This is a genomic window from Corynebacterium kozikiae (assembly GCF_024580965.1).
GTDB lineage: Bacteria > Actinomycetota > Actinomycetes > Mycobacteriales > Mycobacteriaceae > Corynebacterium > Corynebacterium kozikiae.
In genome coordinates, this window is sequence record NZ_JANIKJ010000006.1 from 75,858 (window position 1) to 95,248 (window position 19,391).

Consider the following 19,391-nt stretch of genomic DNA (forward strand, 5'->3'; position numbering starts at 1 on the left):
GATGGTCGCTGCAACGTGTCACTGCTCCACCCCGGGCCGCCCCAGCACCGGTGGTCCGGTAATTGCGCTGGTCGGCTGCCCAAATTCGGGAAAATCCACCCTCTTCAATGCCCTGACCGGGGCGAAGGCGCAGATGGGCAACTGGCCGGGCACCACGGTGGAGGTGTCGCGCGGCGGCTGGGACACGCAATCCCAAACCTTGGACGTCATCGACTTCCCCGGCGCGTACTCGCTAGACCCAAACAGCCCAGACGAGCAGCTCACCCGAGACCTGGTGATCACCACGCATGAGCCACCCGACCTGGTGATGGTCGCCGTAGACGCCTCCAATTTGGAGCGCAGCCTCTACATGGTGGCTCAGTTGTTGGAGCACCCTCTGCGCGTCATAGTGGCGCTGACCAAAAATGATGTTGCACAGTCCCGCGGCGAATCTGTGGACCCCACCGCCCTGGAGGCGGCGCTGGGCGTGCCTGTTGTGGCGATTGACCCGCGTCGGAAAGCCAACCTTGGCGCCCTGCACAGCGGCGTGGAGCGTGCACTCGAACAACCCGCCGCCGCTCTGCGCCCCACTTGCTGTATCAAGGGTGACCCCATCGCGGAACGCTTTGCCTGGGTTGCCCAGGCAGCGCAGGCGGTGTTGCAGCCGGGTAAACAGCCGGGAACCAGCTTCAGCGAGAAACTCGATCGCGTTGCGCTGCATCCCGTGGCGGGTCCGCTGGTGTTCCTGGCCGCGATGTGGCTGGTGTTCCAAATCACCACCACCGTTGCCGCGCCACTGCAGGACGGGCTGGATGCCCTGTTCACAGGCCCACTTACCGACGCTGCCCGCGCCGTCATTCCCGCTGGCATCCTGCAGGCGTTGCTGGTAGACGGGCTCATCGGGGGCGTGGGCATGGTGCTTACCTTTGCCCCACTCATGGCGCTGATGTTCCTGTGCCTCGCGGTTTTGGAGGATTCTGGATACATGGCGCGTGCCGCGGTGGTGACTGATCGCGTGATGCAGGCAATTGGCCTGCCCGGCAAAGCTTTCATCCCACTGATCGTGGGCTTTGGCTGCAATGTGCCCGCGATCGCCGCCACGAGGGTGCTGGCAAAGCCGCGCGAACGCCTGCTTACCGCACTACTGATTCCCTTTACTTCCTGCTCAGCACGCCTGACTGTGTATGTGATGCTGGCGGCCACCTTCTTCCCCAACGTGGCGGGCACTGTTGTGTTTGCTATGTATTTGATCTCCATTGGCCTGGTGGTGGCGGTGGGTTTTGCCATGAAGCACACCCTGTGGCGCAAGTTTGGCCGCGAACCTCTGGTGATTGACCTGCCTGAATACCAATGGCCTGGCCCGCGCCTTGCGCTGCAAGTGATGTGGATTCGCCTCAAGGGCTTCCTGCGCACGGCCGGTGGCATCATCGTGGCCACGGTGGCGGTGGTGTTCCTCCTGCAGTCCACGCCAGCAGTGAGCGGCTACGGCTTTGGAAGCGAGGACCTGCCGCCCCAGGACAGCGTGTACGGCCGCATCTCTGAGGGCATCGCCCCGGTGTTCGAGCCAGCCGGCTTTGGCTCTTGGTCCATTACCGGCACGCTGCTCACTGGCTTCGTTGCCAAGGAGGCCGTGATCTCCACCTGGGCGCAAACCTACGCGCTAGAAGAGGAGTCCGAGGATCTCTCTGAAGCCATTCGCACCGACTTCAACCAGGCCTCAAACGGCCATGGCATTGCCGCTGTCTGGGCGTTCATGGTGTTCCTCCTAGCGTACACCCCCTGTGTGGCCACCCTCGCAGCCCAAAAACGCGAGATCGGCCTGAAGTGGACCCTCATCGGCGTGGGCGTGCAGCTCCTCACAGCGTGGGCACTGGCAGTGGCCGTGTTCCAGGTGCTCAAGGTGTTCCTATGAAACTTCGCGCGGCCTTGGGGCTCGGGGCAAAGCGTCCGACGCCACCAACTCCCCCAACACCCCCAACACCTCCGTTGCCTCCAAACGCAACGGCAGCGAACGCAGGTACGGCGGTGGGCCCATTGCAGCAGGTCCGCAGCGCGATTGAGGCCGGCGCAAACAATGCAGTAGACATAGCCGCTGCCACCGGCTTACGCACCACCCTGGTGCAGGCAATCCTCCACCACTTACAACGCGGCGCCGGACTGGAACTCCTCTCAGTGAACAGCGGCCTGGCCGCGTGTGCAGGGTGCGCGGGGTGTGGCTCGCAACTGGGTAGGGGATGCGCGGCGAGCTGAGCAACCCTAGCTGGCACCCAAGTTAGAACCGCCTCCAGCGGGGCGAGATTCGCGAAACGGGGTAAACTTGCTGGTTCAGGTTCCATGGGCAAGGCAAGAAAGGCTTTGTATTTTATGACTCTCCCCTCCCCCGCGATCGATTCCTTTGCGTTAGTCACCGGCGCCAGCCAGGGCATTGGTCGCGCAATGGCAAAGGATCTGGCGGCAATGGGCCACAACCTCATTGTGGTGGCTCGCCGCGAACAGGTGCTTGAAGAACTCAAGGCCGAACTTGAGGCGAAGCATTCCGTGGTGGTGGAGGTTGAGGCAGTGGACCTCGCCGACCCCGCTCAGCGCAAGGGCCTCATCGAGCGCCTGGGGGAAAGGACGATCAACATCGCCGTGAATTCGGCCGGCATCGCGAGCTTCGGGCCATTCCTGAAGGCCGATTGGGATTACGAGACCTCCCAGTTTGAGCTCAACGCCACCGCGGTGTTTGAGCTCACGCATGCGGTGCTTCCCGGCATGGTGAGCCGCGGCGAGGGTGCAATTTGCAACGTGGGTTCCGCCGCCGGCAACGTACCCATCCCCAACAACGCAACGTATGTGTTCACCAAGGCCGGTGTGAATGCCTTCACGGAGGCGCTGCACTACGAACTCAAGGGCACTGGTGTGAGCTGCACGTTGTTGGCTCCGGGGCCGGTGCGTGATGCCGTCGTGAATGATCCGAGCATTGTGGACAAGGTTGTGCCGGGATTTTTGTGGACCACCTACGAGTCCTGCTCCGAGGAAACGTTGCAGGCGATGGCCGCGGGCAAACGCCGCGTGGTGCCAGGGCCGCTGTCCAAGGCGATGAACGCGGTGTCCGCCGTGGCCCCAACCGCCGCGCTCTCCCCGCTCATGGGCTGGTTCTACGCAAAGATGGGAGACGCATAATGCAGAAGAATGATCGCCTAGTCTGGGTTGACCTGGAGATGACCGGCTTGGATACTTCGCGCCACGTGATCGTGGAGGTAGCCGCAATCATTACCGACGCAGACCTCAACGTGATCGGTGAAGGCGTTGACTTGGTTGTGCACGCCACTGAGGCCGAGCTCGCGGAGATGGATGAGTTCGTGCAGAACATGCACGGCTCTTCCGGGCTCACCGAAGCCATCCGCGCATCCCAAGTGACTGTGGAGGAAGCCGAACAGGCCGTACTGGACCTCATTGCGGAGCACTGCGACTCCGAACAGCCGCCACTGCTGGCGGGCAACTCGATTGCCACCGACCGGATGTTTATCCGCGCTCAAATGCCGCGCCTCGATGCGGCGCTGCACTACCGAATGATCGACGTCTCCACCGTCAAGGAACTCGCCCGCCGCTGGGCCCCCAAGGTGTACTTCAACCAGCCCGAAAAAGGGTTGGCGCACCGAGCGCTTGCGGACATCGTGGAATCCATCCAGGAGCTGGCTTACTACCGCAAGGCCATGTTTGTACCAGACCCCTCCACCGAACAAGCCAAAGCTGCGCAGCGCGAGGCCACCGAGGCCTACCAGCAGTTTTTGTAAAAAAGCCGTTTTGCGTTAGGATAGTTCTCGCTGCTTCACGGCAGCAATGGTGGCTGTAGTTCAGCTGGTAGAGCACCAGGTTGTGATCCTGGGTGTCGCGGGTTCGAGCCCCGTCAGCCACCCCTAACAGGAGCAGGCCGGAGAATCATTTTCATTCTCTGGCCTGCTCTTTTTGCTGTGTGTGTTTGGGTGTGACGGGGTGCCACCCTTGTTCAGTGTCGCGCAATGCCGGGTTTCGCGTTGGTCGATAGCTTAAAGTCGATAGGACGCGGATTTCCCCAAAATCGGCCGTGCTATCGACCAACGCGCCGTCCTATCGACTTTTAGCTTTCTACCAACGCCCAATTCAGGACCAAAACCCTAGCTTCAAAACTCGAGTCCGGGCCACCGGGGGTTGATTTCCAGGAATGGCTACCGAGTAACTAATCAAGCCCGCAGCCCTCAAAATTGGCCTAATCTTTGCCGTCAAATCCTCCAAGGGCGATGGCGCCAAAGATTCCGAGGGCCGCGCCTATAGAAAGCCAGAGGCCAAGATTCCCGGTGATCACGCCAATGACCACGCCAATCGCCGCCCCAAAGTTCATTGCCAGTGCAAAGCGCGTAAAGCCATCCACTTTTGATCCCTTCTCTGCTTATGAGTTCAGCATGTTTCCACGTTAACCATGCAGCAGATTTTTTACCAGGGGAAATTATCATCTCCTACCATACAATTCCCGCGCACTTTTCAAACGACGGTCATTATTCAGCTTATGTTCAAAAAGTTTCCGGAAATCTGGTCTCGATCTTCAGCCCCCATAGCCCACCTTTGAAGTTGAAAACCCACTATAAGCCCAGAAGCTCAACGTAAAAACTCCTGTTAAGCCGGCCTTATTAGAAGAATCCTGGAGAAATCCAGCACACACCGGGCACTTCTCCACTTGTTAGCATTCCACGTACTCCAACTTGAGCACATTTTTGCGCATTACCCAAAGGTTGTTGCCTCCGTCTCACTAGCCTCACCAGCATCTGGCCCATTGATCATCGAAGTTGAAGATTGCAGAGCTGACGTTATGCAGCTCAAGATGCAGCCAACCAGCAGGAAGCCACTGATCTGCAGGTGAGTAGCCCCGTTTCCGCCTCCACCATAAAAAACGAGAAAGATGCTGAACGTAATAGCTATAAGGCAAAAAATAACTAGGAGACTATGCGCTCGCAGCCGCAATTGAGTTGACCATATTTTGTTAACAAACAGGATCATTGCAGAAAGGAAAAAATAAATAACAAAGCCAGCTAGGATGCCCGGAACTAAATACAACACATTTTCACCCTACGGCAGAGAGCTTGACGCCACAGCCAACAGGCTCAGGGAGGTTGCAGGGTTCTCCTCATTGCCCCGAGAGTTGCTGGCCAACAATGGTTTGATGGAAGAAGGTATCCCAGCCATAGCCACGGCGATCTCTCTATTTTCCCGCTGAAGATGCTGCACTATAGCCCCAAATTCAAACACTTCGCGGGAAAGGTGATGATGCATTTCATCAAGGGTGATGAGGACACCCGTCGGAGCTCCACCCACAGCCGCATCGGTGGACTTCTGGAAGTCCAGGAGGTCGTTGAGCGCCTATCGCAAGGTATAGAAAGAATGAGCCCGGGGATCATGATCCGTCCATTCGAGGCCGATTCCTAAGGTGAAAATTGTGAGGTTAAGCCCCGTCACCGTTTTCGGTTCTGATTGCACCGCCACATCTTCAAAGGCATTAGGAAGCACCGTCTTGTCTATACCCCTAAGTTCCAACCACCAAAGAAGTACGTTCGTGGGTTCCTGGACCGTCGTCGAGGGCAGAACGAACACTCGAATCACGTCATCGCCTCCAACGAGCAACGGTGGCGTTGTGCCAAAGGTTGCCTTAAAGGGGTTTGCTGCGGTGCGCATACCTCGTAGCTTTAGCGGACAGCTTATGAGTTGCTATGAGTTTTGTGATTTCAATGAAGTGCTGTGTCAATTTCAGCACGCCAGCACCCCGCCAGCCACCTACGGCGCGAACACACTCGGCGGCTATACTCGGCTCATGGTCGCCGGAGACGCACTGAGGAGTGAGATTGCTCAGGTTCGAGCGGAACTCGATCTACTCAAGCTCCGGCAAGTGGAGCTCGAACAGCGCATTCAGGCCCTGGAGAAAGGCCTAGCCACCGAGCCCGGGCCCGCTAGTACCAGTGCCCATTCTGCACACGCGGTTGCGTCGGTACCTTCCCCCGCTGTGAAACCGGCAGAATCCCTGACTACCGATCCCATGGCACTGGTCAATTCGCATTCTTCGAGCGCGGAGAAGATTTCCCTGTTCCGCAGCCGTTTTTCCGGCCGGAGCGACGTGTACGCCTACGCCTGGGAGTGGCCGGAGAAGCAAAAGAAGGGGTGGTCGCCGAAGCTCATCGACAAGCGCCCCGTCCCACTCACTGACTCCGTGATCTCAAGGCATCTGACCGGCGGCGGCAACATTCCACTGCACGCTGGCTTGTATGTCATGCTGCCCGACGATACCTGCAGGCTCCTAGCCTGTGACTTCGATGACAAACACTGGCAGGAAAATGCCCGGAGCTACGCGCGCGCCGCGGTCAACCACGGCCTCGATCCCCTGATCGAAATCTCCCGTTCTGGGGACGGAGCCCACGTTTGGATCTTCTTTACCGACGCTGTGCCTGCCCACCAGGCTCGCGTAGTGGGGATGGGGATTCTCCAGGAAGCGATGAAGGCCTCTCACCTGGATTTTTCAAGCTTTGACCGATTCTTCCCTGCGCAAGACACCGTCCCCAGCCACGCAAATGGCAAGGCCAGCTTTGGCAATCTCATAGCGTTGCCCCTGCAGGGTGACAGGCGCCGTGAAGGTCGAACGGTATTCGTTGATGTGGATACTTTTGAGCCCCACCCCGATCAATTTGCGGCACTCGCGGAGGTAACTCCCAGCACCCCCGAGGTGCTCCGCACGTTGTATGCGGAGTTTCACCAGACCACCGACGAAGTGGGGCTTCCCGCAGCTCCCAGCAAGGCAAAACTGCGACGCCTGGCTACAGAAAATGCCGGCACAACGGTGCGGGTCAACCACGGCGCTAAGGTGAGCATTGACATTGCGGACGTAGACAGCACCACATTAATAGCGCTGAAACGTTTGGCGGCTATCCATAACCCGGAGTTCTACCGCAAACAGGCGCAACGCCTCTCTACGTTTGGGACGCCACGGCTCGTTATCCGCTACGAAAGCGAAGGCACGCAACTGAAGCTGCCACGAGGGTGCCTCGATGATGCGATCACGCTGCTGAAAACCGCAGGCTACAAAGTGCAGCGTCGCTCACTGACCCCCAAGCCCACCGGTATCGATGTGGCGTTCCGTGGGTCGCTTAGGCCACAGCAATCCAAAGCAGTGGAAGCCATGGTGGCTAAGAAAACTGGAGTGCTCAAAGCCGCCCCAGGGCTGGGCAAGACCGTGATGGCTTGCCAGATTATCGCAGAGTTGGGGGTGCGCACTGCCATCCTGGTGCCCAAGAAGGAGCTTCTCACTCAGTGGCGTGAGCGGCTGCTGGAGTTCTTGGACCTCGAAGAAGAGGATATTGGCCAGATAGGTGCTGGCAAGCGCAACCCTGGTGGGAAGATCGACCTGGTTATGAACCAATCCATTGCTCGCAAGGATGCTGACTTGGAATTTCTAGATTCCTACGGGCTGCTCATCGTCGATGAATGCCACAACGCGGGCGCCCCAGGAATGGAAGCCGCCCTATCTCAGGTCAACGTGCGTAATCTTTACGGTCTCACTGCCACCCCATATCGCTCTGATGGGCTTGATCCGCTGATCACCATGCTCTGCGGACCGGTTCGCACCAGTCTTGAGCGTGAGGATGCAGCATTGGAGCGCCGCTATCGGGTGCATCCCACCGAATTCTCCATCAAAGACAATGTGATGAGCGAGGAAGGAATCACCGGGGTATATACCCGCCTTGCCCTCGACGAATCCCGCAACGAGCTTTTGATTAAGGTGACTGCTGAAGCCTACGCCAACGGCGAAAACTGCCTGGTGTTAACCAATCGCGTTGATCACCTCAAAGCCATGGCACAAGCACTTCGCAGCCGGGGCATCACCACTTTCGTGTTGCACGGCGGACAAAAGCCGAAGGAGCGCAAGACCACGCGGGACGAGCTTGCTCGCACGAGCCATTTTTGCCTTGTGGCAATCGACAAGGTCGCCGGCGAGGGATTCGACCTCCCGACGCTCGACACCTTGGTCCTGGCCGCGCCAGCCCGGTTCAAGGGAAATATCATCCAGCAGGTGGGACGCATCACCCGCGATGCCAACATCGGCGACGCCAACCAGCGCCGCGCCACAGTGCACGATTTCAATGACCGCCTGATTCCGGTGTTGAACAACATGTTCCGCAAGCGGCGCGCAATCATCCTCAAGGAAGGTTTCACAAGCTAGGTTGTGGTTTCGCAGCCTCGAAGTCCGCGATGGCCTGTTGGTGAGCCTTCGGACCTGGTGCCCCAGTGGGCGTGACTGGGTGCGGCATTGGGGGCGTCGGAAGTGCTGCTTTTTAAGCTGCGCTAGGCGTCGGCGTTGCCGGCTTTCCAGGTGGCCCAGTCCATGTTCCAGTCGCCCAGGCCGTCGTATGGGGAGAGGGTGCCGCCGACGGTGTTTTTCACGGTCACGATGTCACCGCGTTTGAAGAATTCTTGGAACCAGCGGGCGTTTTCCGTGGAGACGTTGATGCAGCCGTGGGATTGATTCGAGCTGCCCTGCGCCCACTCGGACCAGGGGGCGGCGTGGACGAAGATGCCGGAGTAGCTCATCTGCGTGGCGTACTTGACGTTGGTTTGGTAGCCGCCGGCGTCCAGGGCGAGGCCGTAGGTGGTTGAGTCCATGAGGAGGGTCTCGTATTCGTCGCCGATTGTGTAGACCCCGTTGGGGGTGGCCCAGCGGTCGGTGCCCATGGAGATTGGCATTGTTTTTACGGTTTCGCCGTTTTTGAGGATGACCATCTGTTTGGTGGCGTCGTCGGCGATGGCTTCCACTCGGTCGCCGATGGTGAAGCTAGCGCCGTTATCGTTTTCGCCATACACTCCCCCGCCGAGGTTAAGTCCATAGAGATCCGCCTCCACGGTCACTTGTGTGCCAGGCTGCCAGAACTGCGCGGGGCGCCACCGCACCTCCTGGTTGCTCACCCAATGGAATGCGCCCTCTACCTCGGGGGTAGTGGTCACCTTTATGGCGTTCTGCACTTCTTGGCGGTTCTTGATTGCGGTATCAAAGCGCAAGGCAATCACCTGCGCCACACCAACTGTGGCGCCGTCGAGTGGGGCGAGGGACGCGAACGACGTAGCTGCGGGCGCCACAGTAGAGAAACTCACCGTGCTGGTTTCCCCATTCACATCCGCCGCAACCACTTTGTACGTGCGGTTGAACCCTAGGTCCTCCGCCGTGGACCACGAGCGCTTATCTTCCGCGAGCTTGCCCTCCACTTGCTTGCCCGCCTCATTGGTCATGGTCACTTTTGTGAGGCCCTCGCCCAGCGATTTCACCACCACCCGGTCCGCGGGATTCACGCCGGTGGCACCGTCCTTGACGCTCACCGCCGGGGGCTTGGGCTCGGCGCTTTGGGCTTGGTCTTGCGCTTGGTTTTGGGCTTGGTTGTTGCCGTTCGTTTCGCGCGCGCTGGTGTCAATCGTGCAGGCAGCCATACCGGTGGCCAAAGCGGCGGCCGCGAGGATTGATACGAGCCGGAGCGCTGAGGTGGGTTGGGCGGGGAGGGTGTGGTGGGTTTGTTGGGTTTGTTGGGTGGTCGATCTGGTGAGCCTGTCGCGCATGCGCATCTCTTGAACGTTCCTTAAAGACTTGCGAAAACTGCCGTGGAATTAGAGTTGTAGCCCCATTTGAGCTGGTGGCGGAGTTGAATAGGTTCGGGCTGGCTTGAGATGTGCTGGCCTGATTCGAGCCGCCTTAAGTCTCCCATGCTAGTCCTGGCCCATAACCCAACCAAGCAATTGGAGGAGATCGTTGCGGGCTTGTTATTTCTGGTGCAACAACGGGAACGGGTTGGGTTGTGCTCGCGGCAAAACGGTAGTACGCGAAATCCACGGCTCTGACCAGGCGATTTTACTTTGATGCGCAGGATGAGTTATATTTTCTTCCGTTGCCAAGCGGCAGTATTCCTGCTTGACAAGCTGCGCCATTAGCTCAATTGGTAGAGCAACTGACTCTTAATCAGTGGGTTCGGGGTTCGAGTCCCTGATGGCGCACAACTTTTATTTCTCGAGACATCGTACCTCAACGGTGTCTCGAGATTTTGCTTTTTGGGGGATTGGCCTGGGGGTTTGGCGAACAGTTCAGGTGGGGACCGAGCACTGCCTTTACACCCTTTCACGTTGGTCGATAGGACGCGTTGGTAGATAGCTAAAAGTCGATAGGCCGTGGCGTTGGTCGATAGGACGGCGATTTTCGAGGGAAAACACGTCCTATCGACTTTTAGCTATCGACCTACGCCTACAGGCCACCCACAGGCCACCTACAGACCGCCCACGGAGCACGCCCTCAGGCCTTCTTCAACCCCACAGACCACCACAACCACGCACGCCCACCCCCGAATTTACGCAATCGGTTGCACGAAACACCCCTCTGGAGAGACGCTGGTAACTAAAGTAAATATCAGCGCCGTGTGTCACACCCACGCCGTGTGTCACACCCACAACGAAGCCAACAAACCAACCCCAGAAAGGCCCCAGAATGCAAGCCTCACCCCCACCCCAACCCCAACCAAGCACACAAACAAACACCCAATCAACACTCCCCATCGGCCAGGTACTCCCCTTGATGCTCGCCTTGCTGATGGCGGTGTTCGCGTTTCAGCTCAATGCGTCAATGCTTTCGCCTGCGCTGGCCACGATGGAGCGCGAGTTGAATACAACGGCGGCGCAGATCGGTGTGTCGCAGACCGCGTTCTTTACCGCCGCGGCGCTCTTTTCCCTCTTTTTGCCCCGCTGGGGCGATTTGATTGGCCGCCGCAAAGTGTTGGTGGGCATGTTGGTCCTTACCGCGCTCGGTTGTGTGATTTCCGCACTGGCGCCAAATGTGACGGTGCTGTTCATCGGCCGCGTAATTCAGGGTGTTGCAGGCCCAACGGTGCCGCTCGCCCTGATTATGCTGCGCCAGCAAGTACCCAATGAGAAGCAGTATGCGCTGCTGCTGGGAATCGTCACCTCGGTAAATGGTGGCATTGCGGGCGTGGATGCCCTGGCGGGCGGCTGGCTCGCAGGCAACTTTGGGTTCCGCTCGGTGTTCTGGACCATGGCTGTGGTCTGCGTGCTCGGCGCGCTCACAGTGAAGCTGTTCACCAAGGAATCCACCGCCCCCGTCACGGCCCCAATGGACTGGAAGGGTGTTGCCCCGCTCGCAATTGCGCTTGGCGCCCTGCTGCTCGCCTTCAACTTGCTGGGCCGCCCCGCCCTGATGATCGCACTATTCGCGGTTGCGGCGGTGGGCTTTGTGGTGTTCTGGAACGTAGAGAAGAAGGTGGCGCACCCGCTGGTCACGGTGGAGTACATGCGTCAGCGCCGCACCTGGGCCCTGCTGCTCACCACGTTGCTCACCATGACTGGCGTGTTCGCCGTGATGAACGGCCTGATCCCCAACCTGGGCCAAGAAAATGGCATGAGTGCAGACACCATCAGTTGGTGGACACTTACCCCGTACGCCCTGGCTGGTTTGGTGTTCGGCCCGATCGCCGGCATGCTCGCGGCCAAGTTTGGGTACCGCAGTATTCTGCAAGTTGGTCTCGTCGGAACGTTCTTGGGCCTGCTCGCAGCGATTTTCCTGGTCGATTCCCCCACCCCCGCCGTGCTCCTGGCGCTGTCCGTCTTTATCGGTGTGACCTACGCTGGCACCGCAAACATCATGCTCAACGGCCTGGGCATCGTGCTGAGCCCCGCTGATAACCAGGGCTACCTGCCGGGCATGAACGCAGGCGCTTTCAACCTCGGCGCGGGACTGAGCTTCGCCATCCTGTTCGCCGTGCTCAACGCCAGCGGCTACGCAATGGGCATCACCGCCGGCGCCGTCATCCTGGGCTTGGCCTTCGCGGCGTCGCTGCTGATCCCAAGGCCTGAGTCGCTGCAGGATAACACTACCGACGCCACCATCACAGCTCACTAACTCATTGGCAGAAAGGAACCCCTCATGGGCACAAAAATCATTTTGGACTGCGACCCCGGCCACGACGACGCCGTAGCCATCATCCTCGCGCTCGGCAGCCCGGAGATCGACTTGCTGGGCATTACCACCGTGGGCGGCAACCAGACCTTGGAAAAGGTCACCTACAATGCTCGCCAGGTGTGCACGGTAGTTGGCAAGCAGGCGCCCATTTACGCCGGTTGCACCCGCCCCCTAGTGCGCCCCGTGGAGGTGGCGGAATCAATCCACGGCGAGACTGGCATGGAAATCCACAACTTTGAGCTGCCCACCCCCACCGTGGATGTGGAGGACAAGCACGCGGTGGACTTCATCATCGAAACCGTGATGAGCCATGAGCCCGGCGCCGTCACGCTCGTGCCCACCGGCCCGCTCACCAATATCGCGCTGGCCGCCCGCAAGGAGCCGCGCATCGTGGAACGGGTAAAGGCGGTGGTCCTCATGGGCGGTGGCTACCACACGGGCAACTGGTCGGCCGTGGCGGAATTCAACATCAAAATTGACCCCGAAGCGGCGCACATTGTGTTCAACGAGCCCTGGCCCGTCACCATGGTTGGCCTGGATCTCACCCACCAGGCGCTCGCCACCGCGGAGGTGGAGGAGGAAATCCGGCAGATCGGCTCCACCGTTTCCGAGTTCACCGTTGGCCTCTTTGGCTACTTCCGCCAGGCCTACAAAGATGCCCAGGGCTTTGACGATCCCCCAGTTCACGACCCCTGCACCGTGGCCTACCTCATCGACCCCACAGTGTTCACCACACAAAAGATGCCTATTGACGTAGAACTCCACGGCGCCTTGACCACCGGCATGACTGTCGCGGATCTTCGTGCGCCAGCCCCCGCCGACTGCCACACTCAAGCCGCTGTAGAGCTGGACCACCGCAAGTTCTGGGACCTGGTGATCCGCGCGATTAAGGAACTTTCCTAGGGCCTGGATTTGGGCGTTGGTGGGCTTGGATTTGGGCGTTGGTCGATAGCCTAAAGTCGATAGGACAGCGCGTTGGTCGATAGGCCCGCGGATTTCGGGGAAAATCGGGTCCTATCGACTTTTGTCTATCGACCAACGCGCACAAGCCTCTACGAGCGCACCAGTCTCGCAGCCCGCCGCCAACGGGGGTACAGCGGCCACAATGGCGCCAGCAGCAGTACAATCCGTGGGCATGAAGGCACTTGTAATTGTTGATGTTCAAAATGACTTCTGCCCCGGTGGCAGCTTGGGCACCGAACGCGGCGCTGACGTAGCTGCGGCGATCACCGAATACGCCCGCGGCGACCACGGCTATGACTATGTAGTGGCCACCAAGGACTGGCACATCGACCCAGGTGAGCACTTTGAGGTCTGGCCCGTTCACTGCGTAGCTGGCACGTCTGGCGCGGAGTTTCACCCAAACTTGCAGGTGGAAACCGATGAGGTGTTTTACAAAGGCCAGTACACCGCCGCCTACTCCGGATTTGAGGGGGCCAGCGAAGCTGGGGAGTCCATGGAGGAATGGCTCACGCAGCGCGGTGTGACGGAGCTGGACGTGGTGGGCATTGCCACCGACTTCTGTGTGAAAGCCACCGCGATTGATGGCCTAGAAAAGTTTCAGGTCCGTGTACTCACGGACCTGTGTGCCCCCGTTGCTGACGAGGCTGAAGCGTTTGCGGCGCTAGCCGCCGCTGGCGCTACCGTGCAGCCAGCAGACGCTTAATCTCTTCAAGCTCGGTGCGGCGCTTGCGGGAACGCAGGACGCCCACCACGATTACGCCTACTACTGCAGCGGCCACACCAGCCAGCACCTTCTGTGCTTGTGGGTCCTGCAGCTTAGCGGAGGCCTGCACCTTTGCGTCTTCAACGAGGTTGGCTGGCTTGGAGCGGTCTGCGATCTCATCCAGCGTGCTTGCAAGCTGACGGCGGGTGCGTTCGATTTCGCGCTGAATATCTTCCAAATTGCGTGCCACGGGCCTAGATCTCCTTGAGTCTTTGTTCTAAAACGAGCGGTGCCACTCGCCTGGCAGCGCAGGAACACTGGCGTGCAGCGCACCTTCGCTCAAGCTGTTGCTACCTTAACCCTTTCTACCTTAACCCCTCATGCCGGTATCCTGTGGAACATGAGTGAAAATGTGCGTCTTGAACCAGGCCAAAAAGCCCCAGCGTTTACGTTGAGCAACGATGCAGGCGAACAAGTCTCCCTCAGTGACTTCGCCGACCAGCGGGTTATCGTGTACTTCTACCCCCGCGCCAACACCCCCGGCTGCACCAAAGAGGCCTGCGACTTCCGCGATAACGTGGAGGAGTTTGACGCGGTGATCGGCATTTCCCCGGACACCCCTGCCAAGCTGGCCGCGTTCCGCAGCGACCACAACCTCAACTTCCACCTCCTTTCCGACCCGGAGAAGGAAACCATGAAGGCCTACGGTGCTTTCGGTGAGAAGAAAAACTACGGCAAGATCGTGGAAGGCGTGATCCGTTCCACCTTCATTGTGAACAAGGGCGTTATTGAAAAAGCCATGTATAACGTGCGCGCCACCGGCCACGTTGGCCGCGTACTCAAAGACTTCCGCGCCTAGCACCCTCCCCGAAAGAAACCACAACCCCATGCCCAAAACCGACCTCCAGGCTGAGCTGGCAGAAGAGATTCTCCTGCCACGGCGTAGGCCAGCCCAACAGCGTTCGCGAGAACGCTTTGAGCGCATGCTCGCAGCGGCCCGCAGCGTGTTGGTGGAGCACGGGTTTGAGTCGTTCACATTTGATGAGGTGGCAAAGCGCGCCGAAGTGCCCATTGGCACCCTGTACCAGTTCTTTGCAAATAAATATGTGATGATCTGCGAGCTGGACCGCCAAGATACTGCGGCAACCATCACCGAATTAGAGCGCTTTGCCACCCAGGTCCCGGCCCTGCAGTGGCCGGACATCTTGGATGAGTTCATTGACCACCTCGCCGATCTGTGGCGGGCGGACCCTTCCCGACGCGCCGTGTGGCACGCTATCCAATCCACACCCGCAACCCGTGCGACCGCCGCGCATACCGAGCAGCCGGTTCTCGAATTGCTCGCTGCTGCCCTGGCACCACTCGCACCACAGGCCACGCCTGAGGAACGCGTCGAGCTAGCTCGGCTGTTGGCGCACACCCTCACGAGCCTGCTGAACTACGCGGCGCACGATTCTGCCGAAGAGCTGTTCTCCTCCAGGGTGAAAGAAATCAAGCGGATGCTGGTGGCCTACCTGTTTGCCGTCGCCGCAGGATAACAGCCGGAAAACCGCACCTCCCCCAGGCAGCGCTAGGGGGATGCAGTGCTGGGGGCGTCGGAAAGCATGCAGATGGCGGTGACGAAGGGGCCGTCATGGCTAATGCTCACCTGGGCCACGCTGTGCCCGCTGAGTTTGGCAACCTCGCCGCGCAGCTCGATACGGGGGCGGCCCCAGCGATCCGGCACCACCTCAATTTCGGCGAGGTTGAGTGCTTGCTCGGAAAGTGCCGGAGGCTCGCCGTAATTAGCGGCGCTCCAAGCTTTGATGAAGGCCTCCTTGGCGGCCCAACGCCCCGCAAGGTGCTCATCTTTGCGGGGGTGGTCCGCGGCAAGGCGTAGTTCGCGGGGGCTGAACACGCTGTGGAAGCGGGAGCCCGGTAGTGCAAGTTGCTCGGCAAAGCTGGGGATGTGGACCAGGTCTATGCCAACAGTATTGGCGGCACCATTCATGCACCACAGCTTAACCGCTCGCACCGCCCGCTACGGCTTGGGGATGTTGCGGAGGTTGGAGGTGGCGAGGTCGAGCATGTGGCCCACGCCGCCGTCGAACACCGTTTTTACCGCGGCCTTGCTGAAGCCGGTGAGCATTTCCATGGTGATGTGCGGCGGGATGGAAAGCGCGTTCGGGTCGGTGACAACGTCGATGAGCACCGGGCCTTCGCAAGCGAACGCCTCCCGGATTTGGGTTCGCGCCTGGGCGGGGTCGGTGATGCGCACATGCTTGATCCCCACCGCCGCTGCGATCGCCGCAAAGTCCACTTGCGGGTGATCCGTTTGGAACTCAGGCAGGCCCTCCACCATCATTTCCAGCTTCACCATGCCAAGGGAAGAATTGTTGAACACCACAATCTTGGTTGGTAGCTCGTGCAACTTCACGGTGAGCAGTTCCCCGAGCAGCATGGCCAGGCCGCCGTCGCCGGAAAAGCTCACCACCTGCCGGGAGGTGTCCGCAGCCTGGGCCCCGATCGCCATTGGCAGCGCATTTGCCATGGTGCCGTGGCGGAAGGAACCGAGCATCTCGCGGGCGCCGTTTGGAGTGACGTAGCGTGCTGACCACACGTTGCACATACCGGTGTCCACCGTGAAAATGGCGTTGGATGCGGCTTCCTCATCAATAATGTTGGCAATGAACTCGGGGTGGATTGGCGTGTGTTGTTCCACATTGGAGGTGTAGGCCTCCACCACGTCCTTGAGTTTTTTGTGGTGCAGCTTCAGCATCTTGTCCAAGAAGCTGCGGTCTTGCTTTTCCTCCAGGTGGGGCAGGATGTTTTCAATGGTCGCGGCAACGTCACCCACCACAGGGGTGGACACCTTGGTGCGCCGGCCAATATGCGCGGCGTCAATGTCTACCTGCGCCACGTTTCTGGTGGGCAGGAAGGAGTTGTACGGGAAGTCCGTTCCCAGCAGGATCACCAAGTCCGCCTCGTGGAGCGCTTCGTGGCAGGCACCGTAGCCCAGGAGGCCAGACATCCCCACGTCAAAGGGGTTGTTGTGCTGGATATACATCTTGCCACCGAGCGCGTGCCCCACCGGTGCCTTGATTTTTTCCGCGAGCGCCATCACCTCTGCGTGAGCATCCTTGCAGCCAGCGCCGCAGAACAGAGCCACGGTTTCCGCCTCATTGATGGCCTGGGCCAGGCTGGCGGCCTCACGCGGATCGGGATACACCACAGGCCTGCCGGCGGCGATCGTGGAAGTGCTGAACACGGCCTCAGCGCCGGCCTGCTGCGACACATCACCAGGAATCACAAGCACGGAGACACCCTTGCCACCGACGGTGGACTGAATAGCGTGGTGCAGCACCCGCTCGCCCTGCTCCGCGGAATTCACCATCTCGCAGTAGCCCGAGCACTCAGCGAAAAGCTGCTCAGGATGAGTTTCTTGGAAGAACGACGAGCCAATCTGCACTGAAGGAATATGGCTCGCGATTGCCAGTACTTTGGCGCCGTTACGGTGGGCGTCGTAAAGCCCCTGCACCAGGTGCGTGTTGCCTGGGCCGCACGAACCCGCGCACACCGCGAGCTCCCCCGTGACCAGTGACTCCCCCTCCGCCGCAAACGCCGCAGCCTCCTCATTGCGTACGTGCACCCACTCGATACTGGAGCGCCGCACCGCATCCACGATGGGGTTCAGGCTGTCGCCCACCAAGCCATAAATCCGCTTGACCCCCTGCGCCTCGAGGGTTCTCACGAGCTGATCCGCAAAATTCTTCGCCATGATTACGCTGCCTTTCGAGTTGGGTTTGAGTAGGCGTACCCCCAGTGTCCGCCCAACCTACCCCAAGGCGCCACCGAATGCTTCAAATTCACAGCTCGCGGTGCTGTGTGCACTGCGCAACACCTCTAAATGCGTACCGACGTCACCGCGCAGCCCACAACCTTTTCCGTACACCTTGCCCACTTACTTCCAAGCGGGACCCCTAAGGCCTACCAATGCCGCAGCCCCCTCACCCGCGTGTACGGGCAATGGGGGCTGTTCAGAGATAACAGTAGCGGCTAGGCGGTGCGCCGGTGCGCTATGAGTGCACCACCGAGCAACACCAAACCTGCGGCAACAATCGCAAGCTGCCAAGCTTGAGCGCCGGTGTTGGCAAGCGCCTTGCGGGACTTTGCCACCACGGACTGCGGTTGCTCAGCTTCGGATTGTTGTTCCAGCTTTGGCTGGTCTGACTGGGTAGGTGGTGCAGAGGATTCCGGTACAGCCGGCGCATCTCCACGATTTGGCACCGGAATAGGAACTGGCACCACTGGCACGATGGGGGTTGTTGGCACCGTTGGCGTAGAGCTGACCGGGGCCGAAGGTTCCGTACTCAACGACGGCACCGAAGTGCTGGTGGTGCTCGTTGCACTGGTGGTGCTCGTTGCACTGGAGGTGCTGGGAGCGCTCGTGGAGCTGGTCTCGGTGGAGGTTGGCTCACTCACTGGTGTGGTGATCGCTGGTGTGCTGGTGGCCGGAGTGCTGGTTACCGTGGACGATGACGAGACGATACTTGAAGGGCTGGAAGGCTCTGTAGAGACTGAAGTTGAGGCAGATGTTGAGGGCACAGTGACACTTGAGCTCGTGCTTGTGCTCGAAGTTGACTCACTGGTGGAGGTTGATGGGGTGACCGTGACCGAGCTTGGGGTGACGTTCTCCCCTGCTTGGTTGCCTCCAGTTGCGGCACCAGCGACCTTAAACTCTGGAGCAGCGACGGATTCCTCGTAGTTTTCACCAACCAGGTGGGCGGTGTTGGTAAAGGACGTTCCGTTTTGGATGGAGTGGGCACGGGCAGCGATGTAGGGGAAGTTCAACCGCACCCCATCGGGCAGGGAGCCAATGTCAAAGCGCAGGTAGCGGCCAAAATCTACGGTGTCGTTGCCACCTTCGGTGTCAGAGCAGGTCACCGTAATGCCATTTAACAGTGCCTCGGCGTTGTAACCGGCGGGCGCGGACTGGATTACCGGGAATGTGCTTCCGCCGGGCTTGAAGTTATCGCGAATGTATTTGCAGTTGAAGTCCCAGTTTGAATCACCATTTGGCAGGGTGTTGTCGTCGTAGATATAGACATTTTCAAGGTCCCGGCCAAGGCTCTCTGGGGTCAGAATACGCCAGTTAATTGCACGCTCCGCGTTGAAATACTGCGTTCCAGGTGCCCACACCCAGAAAACCTCTTTAGTGAAGTTTGTAGTCCTGCCGCCATTACCGGCGATGTAGATACGCACCGTTTTGGACTCGGAAATGCGCACCTCCACCCACTTGCCCACTGGTTCACCGGCGGCGAAGTAGCCGGACACGTTGGCGTCACCTACCAGGTCCGCACGGTTTTCCGCATTCTGGTTGAACACCAGGGTGAGCTTGCCGTCCTGGAGCTTGCCACAACCGATGGTGGAACCAGGGTTGTTACGATCCTGAACATCAAAGTACGGAATTTGGAACTGTGAGGAGTTCAGCAACTGGGGCACTTCAAACACAAAGTAGTCACCAGAATTTACGGTTCCGTTGACCGCCCAGTCAAACTTCAAATTGAGCTGGGAACCTTGCGCCACGGCAGCGCCATCAGTGATTTCCGTATCACCGCTGAACAGCTTTTCGTTGCTCAACGTGATGTTTTGTGAAACGTCCGCGCCCGTCTCCATGCAGGTACTTGCTTCCACCTGCGCTTGAGTGACCGGAGCCGCAAACGCTGCACCAGCGGCGATTGCCACCGAACAAACAATCGCTCC

General features: G+C 59.5%; 17 protein-coding genes and 2 tRNA genes. 12 read left to right on the forward strand and 7 right to left on the reverse strand.

Annotation, left to right across the window (positions count from 1 at the left end; genetic code table 11):
- Position 1: 1 nt before the first annotated feature.
- The 5 genes from feoB to NQ018_RS05715 all read left to right on the forward strand — a co-directional run bounded on the left by feoB (position 2) and on the right by NQ018_RS05715 (position 3,880).
- Positions 2-1,891: a ferrous iron transport protein B gene (feoB, locus tag NQ018_RS05695; protein WP_257059368.1), complete on the forward strand. Its 1,890-nt coding sequence runs from the start codon at positions 2-4 to the stop codon at positions 1,889-1,891.
- Entirely contained in the window at positions 1,888-2,229 is a 342-nt protein-coding gene (locus NQ018_RS05700) for a hypothetical protein (RefSeq protein ID WP_257059370.1), read from the forward strand. Before feoB ends, NQ018_RS05700 begins: the two co-directional genes overlap by 4 nt.
- 114 nt (positions 2,230-2,343) lie before the next feature.
- Positions 2,344-3,144, forward strand: a complete 801-nt coding sequence (gene cmrA, locus NQ018_RS05705; RefSeq protein ID WP_257059373.1) for a mycolate reductase — start codon at positions 2,344-2,346, stop codon at positions 3,142-3,144.
- Entirely contained in the window at positions 3,144-3,758 is a 615-nt protein-coding gene (gene orn / locus NQ018_RS05710; protein ID WP_257059375.1) for an oligoribonuclease, read from the forward strand. Before cmrA ends, orn begins: the two co-directional genes overlap by 1 nt.
- 49 nt (positions 3,759-3,807) lie before the next feature.
- Positions 3,808-3,880: transfer RNA gene (locus NQ018_RS05715), tRNA-His, on the forward strand.
- Positions 3,881-4,210: 330 nt separating this feature from the next.
- On the opposite strand, the gene NQ018_RS05720 is transcribed toward NQ018_RS05715, so the two are convergent.
- Positions 4,211-4,372: a hypothetical protein gene (locus tag NQ018_RS05720; protein ID WP_257059378.1), complete on the reverse strand. Its 162-nt coding sequence runs from the start codon at positions 4,370-4,372 to the stop codon at positions 4,211-4,213.
- Positions 4,373-5,355: 983 nt separating this feature from the next.
- A complete protein-coding gene (locus NQ018_RS05725; protein WP_257059381.1) occupies positions 5,356-5,667 on the reverse strand; it encodes a hypothetical protein in 312 nt (103 codons plus the stop codon).
- A 136-nt stretch (positions 5,668-5,803) separates the two neighbouring features.
- Here NQ018_RS05725 and NQ018_RS05730 point away from each other — a divergent pair, with 136 nt between their 5' ends.
- Positions 5,804-8,200, forward strand: coding sequence for a DEAD/DEAH box helicase (locus tag NQ018_RS05730; RefSeq protein ID WP_257059384.1), 2,397 nt, complete (start codon positions 5,804-5,806; stop codon positions 8,198-8,200).
- A 122-nt stretch (positions 8,201-8,322) separates the two neighbouring features.
- Here the strand turns inward: NQ018_RS05730 and NQ018_RS05735 are convergent, their stop codons facing one another.
- On the reverse strand, positions 8,323-9,456 hold the full coding sequence (locus NQ018_RS05735) for a L,D-transpeptidase (protein WP_257059460.1): 1,134 nt from the start codon (positions 9,454-9,456) through the stop codon (positions 8,323-8,325).
- Between the two features lie 485 nt (positions 9,457-9,941).
- Here NQ018_RS05735 and NQ018_RS05740 point away from each other — a divergent pair.
- The 4 genes from NQ018_RS05740 (at position 9,942) to NQ018_RS05755 (ending at position 13,649) form a co-directional block, all read left to right on the forward strand.
- Positions 9,942-10,014, forward strand: a tRNA-Lys gene (locus tag NQ018_RS05740).
- Between the two features lie 484 nt (positions 10,015-10,498).
- The gene (gene uriT, locus NQ018_RS05745; protein ID WP_444861400.1) at positions 10,499-11,923 is read left to right on the forward strand and encodes a uridine transporter UriT; all 1,425 of its coding nucleotides are present in this window, start codon (positions 10,499-10,501) and stop codon (positions 11,921-11,923) included.
- 24 nt (positions 11,924-11,947) lie between these two features.
- The gene (uriH, locus tag NQ018_RS05750) at positions 11,948-12,886 is read left to right on the forward strand and encodes a uridine-preferring nucleoside hydrolase UriH (protein WP_257059391.1); all 939 of its coding nucleotides are present in this window, start codon (positions 11,948-11,950) and stop codon (positions 12,884-12,886) included.
- 232 nt (positions 12,887-13,118) lie between these two features.
- On the forward strand, positions 13,119-13,649 hold the full coding sequence (locus tag NQ018_RS05755) for an isochorismatase family protein (RefSeq protein WP_257039114.1): 531 nt from the start codon (positions 13,119-13,121) through the stop codon (positions 13,647-13,649).
- Here NQ018_RS05755 and NQ018_RS05760 read toward each other — a convergent pair.
- The gene (locus tag NQ018_RS05760) at positions 13,624-13,899 is read right to left on the reverse strand and encodes a DUF3618 domain-containing protein (protein ID WP_257059394.1); all 276 of its coding nucleotides are present in this window, start codon (positions 13,897-13,899) and stop codon (positions 13,624-13,626) included. The two genes, NQ018_RS05755 and NQ018_RS05760, sit on opposite strands and share 26 nt — an antisense overlap.
- A 150-nt stretch (positions 13,900-14,049) precedes the next feature.
- Between NQ018_RS05760 and bcp the strand changes: the two genes are divergently transcribed.
- A complete protein-coding gene (bcp, locus tag NQ018_RS05765; protein ID WP_257059396.1) occupies positions 14,050-14,508 on the forward strand; it encodes a thioredoxin-dependent thiol peroxidase in 459 nt (152 codons plus the stop codon).
- 28 nt (positions 14,509-14,536) lie between these two features.
- Complete coding sequence (locus tag NQ018_RS05770) at positions 14,537-15,187, forward strand: TetR/AcrR family transcriptional regulator (protein WP_257059398.1); 651 nt, start codon at positions 14,537-14,539, stop codon at positions 15,185-15,187.
- A 32-nt stretch (positions 15,188-15,219) separates the two neighbouring features.
- Here NQ018_RS05770 and acpS read toward each other — a convergent pair whose 3' ends face one another.
- From acpS to NQ018_RS05785, 3 genes are all read right to left on the reverse strand, one after another.
- Positions 15,220-15,639, reverse strand: a complete 420-nt coding sequence (gene acpS / locus NQ018_RS05775; RefSeq protein WP_257059400.1) for a holo-ACP synthase AcpS — start codon at positions 15,637-15,639, stop codon at positions 15,220-15,222.
- A 30-nt stretch (positions 15,640-15,669) separates the two neighbouring features.
- Positions 15,670-17,406: a pyruvate dehydrogenase gene (locus NQ018_RS05780; RefSeq protein ID WP_257059403.1), complete on the reverse strand. Its 1,737-nt coding sequence runs from the start codon at positions 17,404-17,406 to the stop codon at positions 15,670-15,672.
- A gap of 278 nt (positions 17,407-17,684) precedes the next feature.
- Positions 17,685-19,373, reverse strand: a complete 1,689-nt coding sequence (locus tag NQ018_RS05785; protein ID WP_257059406.1) for an Ig-like domain-containing protein — start codon at positions 19,371-19,373, stop codon at positions 17,685-17,687.
- Positions 19,374-19,391 lie beyond the last annotated feature (18 nt).

Coding starts and splice junctions, on each gene's coding strand:
- NQ018_RS05770 (WP_257059398.1), top strand. CDS start 14,537: ATGCCCAAAACCGACCTCCAGGCTGAGCTGGCAGAAGAGATTCTCCTG.
- bcp (WP_257059396.1), top strand. CDS start 14,050: ATGAGTGAAAATGTGCGTCTTGAACCAGGCCAAAAAGCCCCAGCGTTT.
- uriH (WP_257059391.1), top strand. CDS start 11,948: ATGGGCACAAAAATCATTTTGGACTGCGACCCCGGCCACGACGACGCC.
- uriT (WP_444861400.1), top strand. CDS start 10,499: ATGCAAGCCTCACCCCCACCCCAACCCCAACCAAGCACACAAACAAAC.
- cmrA (WP_257059373.1), top strand. CDS start 2,344: ATGACTCTCCCCTCCCCCGCGATCGATTCCTTTGCGTTAGTCACCGGC.
- NQ018_RS05735 (WP_257059460.1), bottom strand. CDS start 9,456: ATGGCTGCCTGCACGATTGACACCAGCGCGCGCGAAACGAACGGCAAC.
- NQ018_RS05780 (WP_257059403.1), bottom strand. CDS start 17,406: ATGGCGAAGAATTTTGCGGATCAGCTCGTGAGAACCCTCGAGGCGCAG.
- NQ018_RS05700 (WP_257059370.1), top strand. CDS start 1,888: ATGAAACTTCGCGCGGCCTTGGGGCTCGGGGCAAAGCGTCCGACGCCA.
- NQ018_RS05730 (WP_257059384.1), top strand. CDS start 5,804: ATGGTCGCCGGAGACGCACTGAGGAGTGAGATTGCTCAGGTTCGAGCG.
- feoB (WP_257059368.1), top strand. CDS start 2: ATGGTCGCTGCAACGTGTCACTGCTCCACCCCGGGCCGCCCCAGCACC.
- orn (WP_257059375.1), top strand. CDS start 3,144: ATGCAGAAGAATGATCGCCTAGTCTGGGTTGACCTGGAGATGACCGGC.
- NQ018_RS05755 (WP_257039114.1), top strand. CDS start 13,119: ATGAAGGCACTTGTAATTGTTGATGTTCAAAATGACTTCTGCCCCGGT.
- NQ018_RS05725 (WP_257059381.1), bottom strand. CDS start 5,667: ATGCGCACCGCAGCAAACCCCTTTAAGGCAACCTTTGGCACAACGCCA.
- acpS (WP_257059400.1), bottom strand. CDS start 15,639: ATGAATGGTGCCGCCAATACTGTTGGCATAGACCTGGTCCACATCCCC.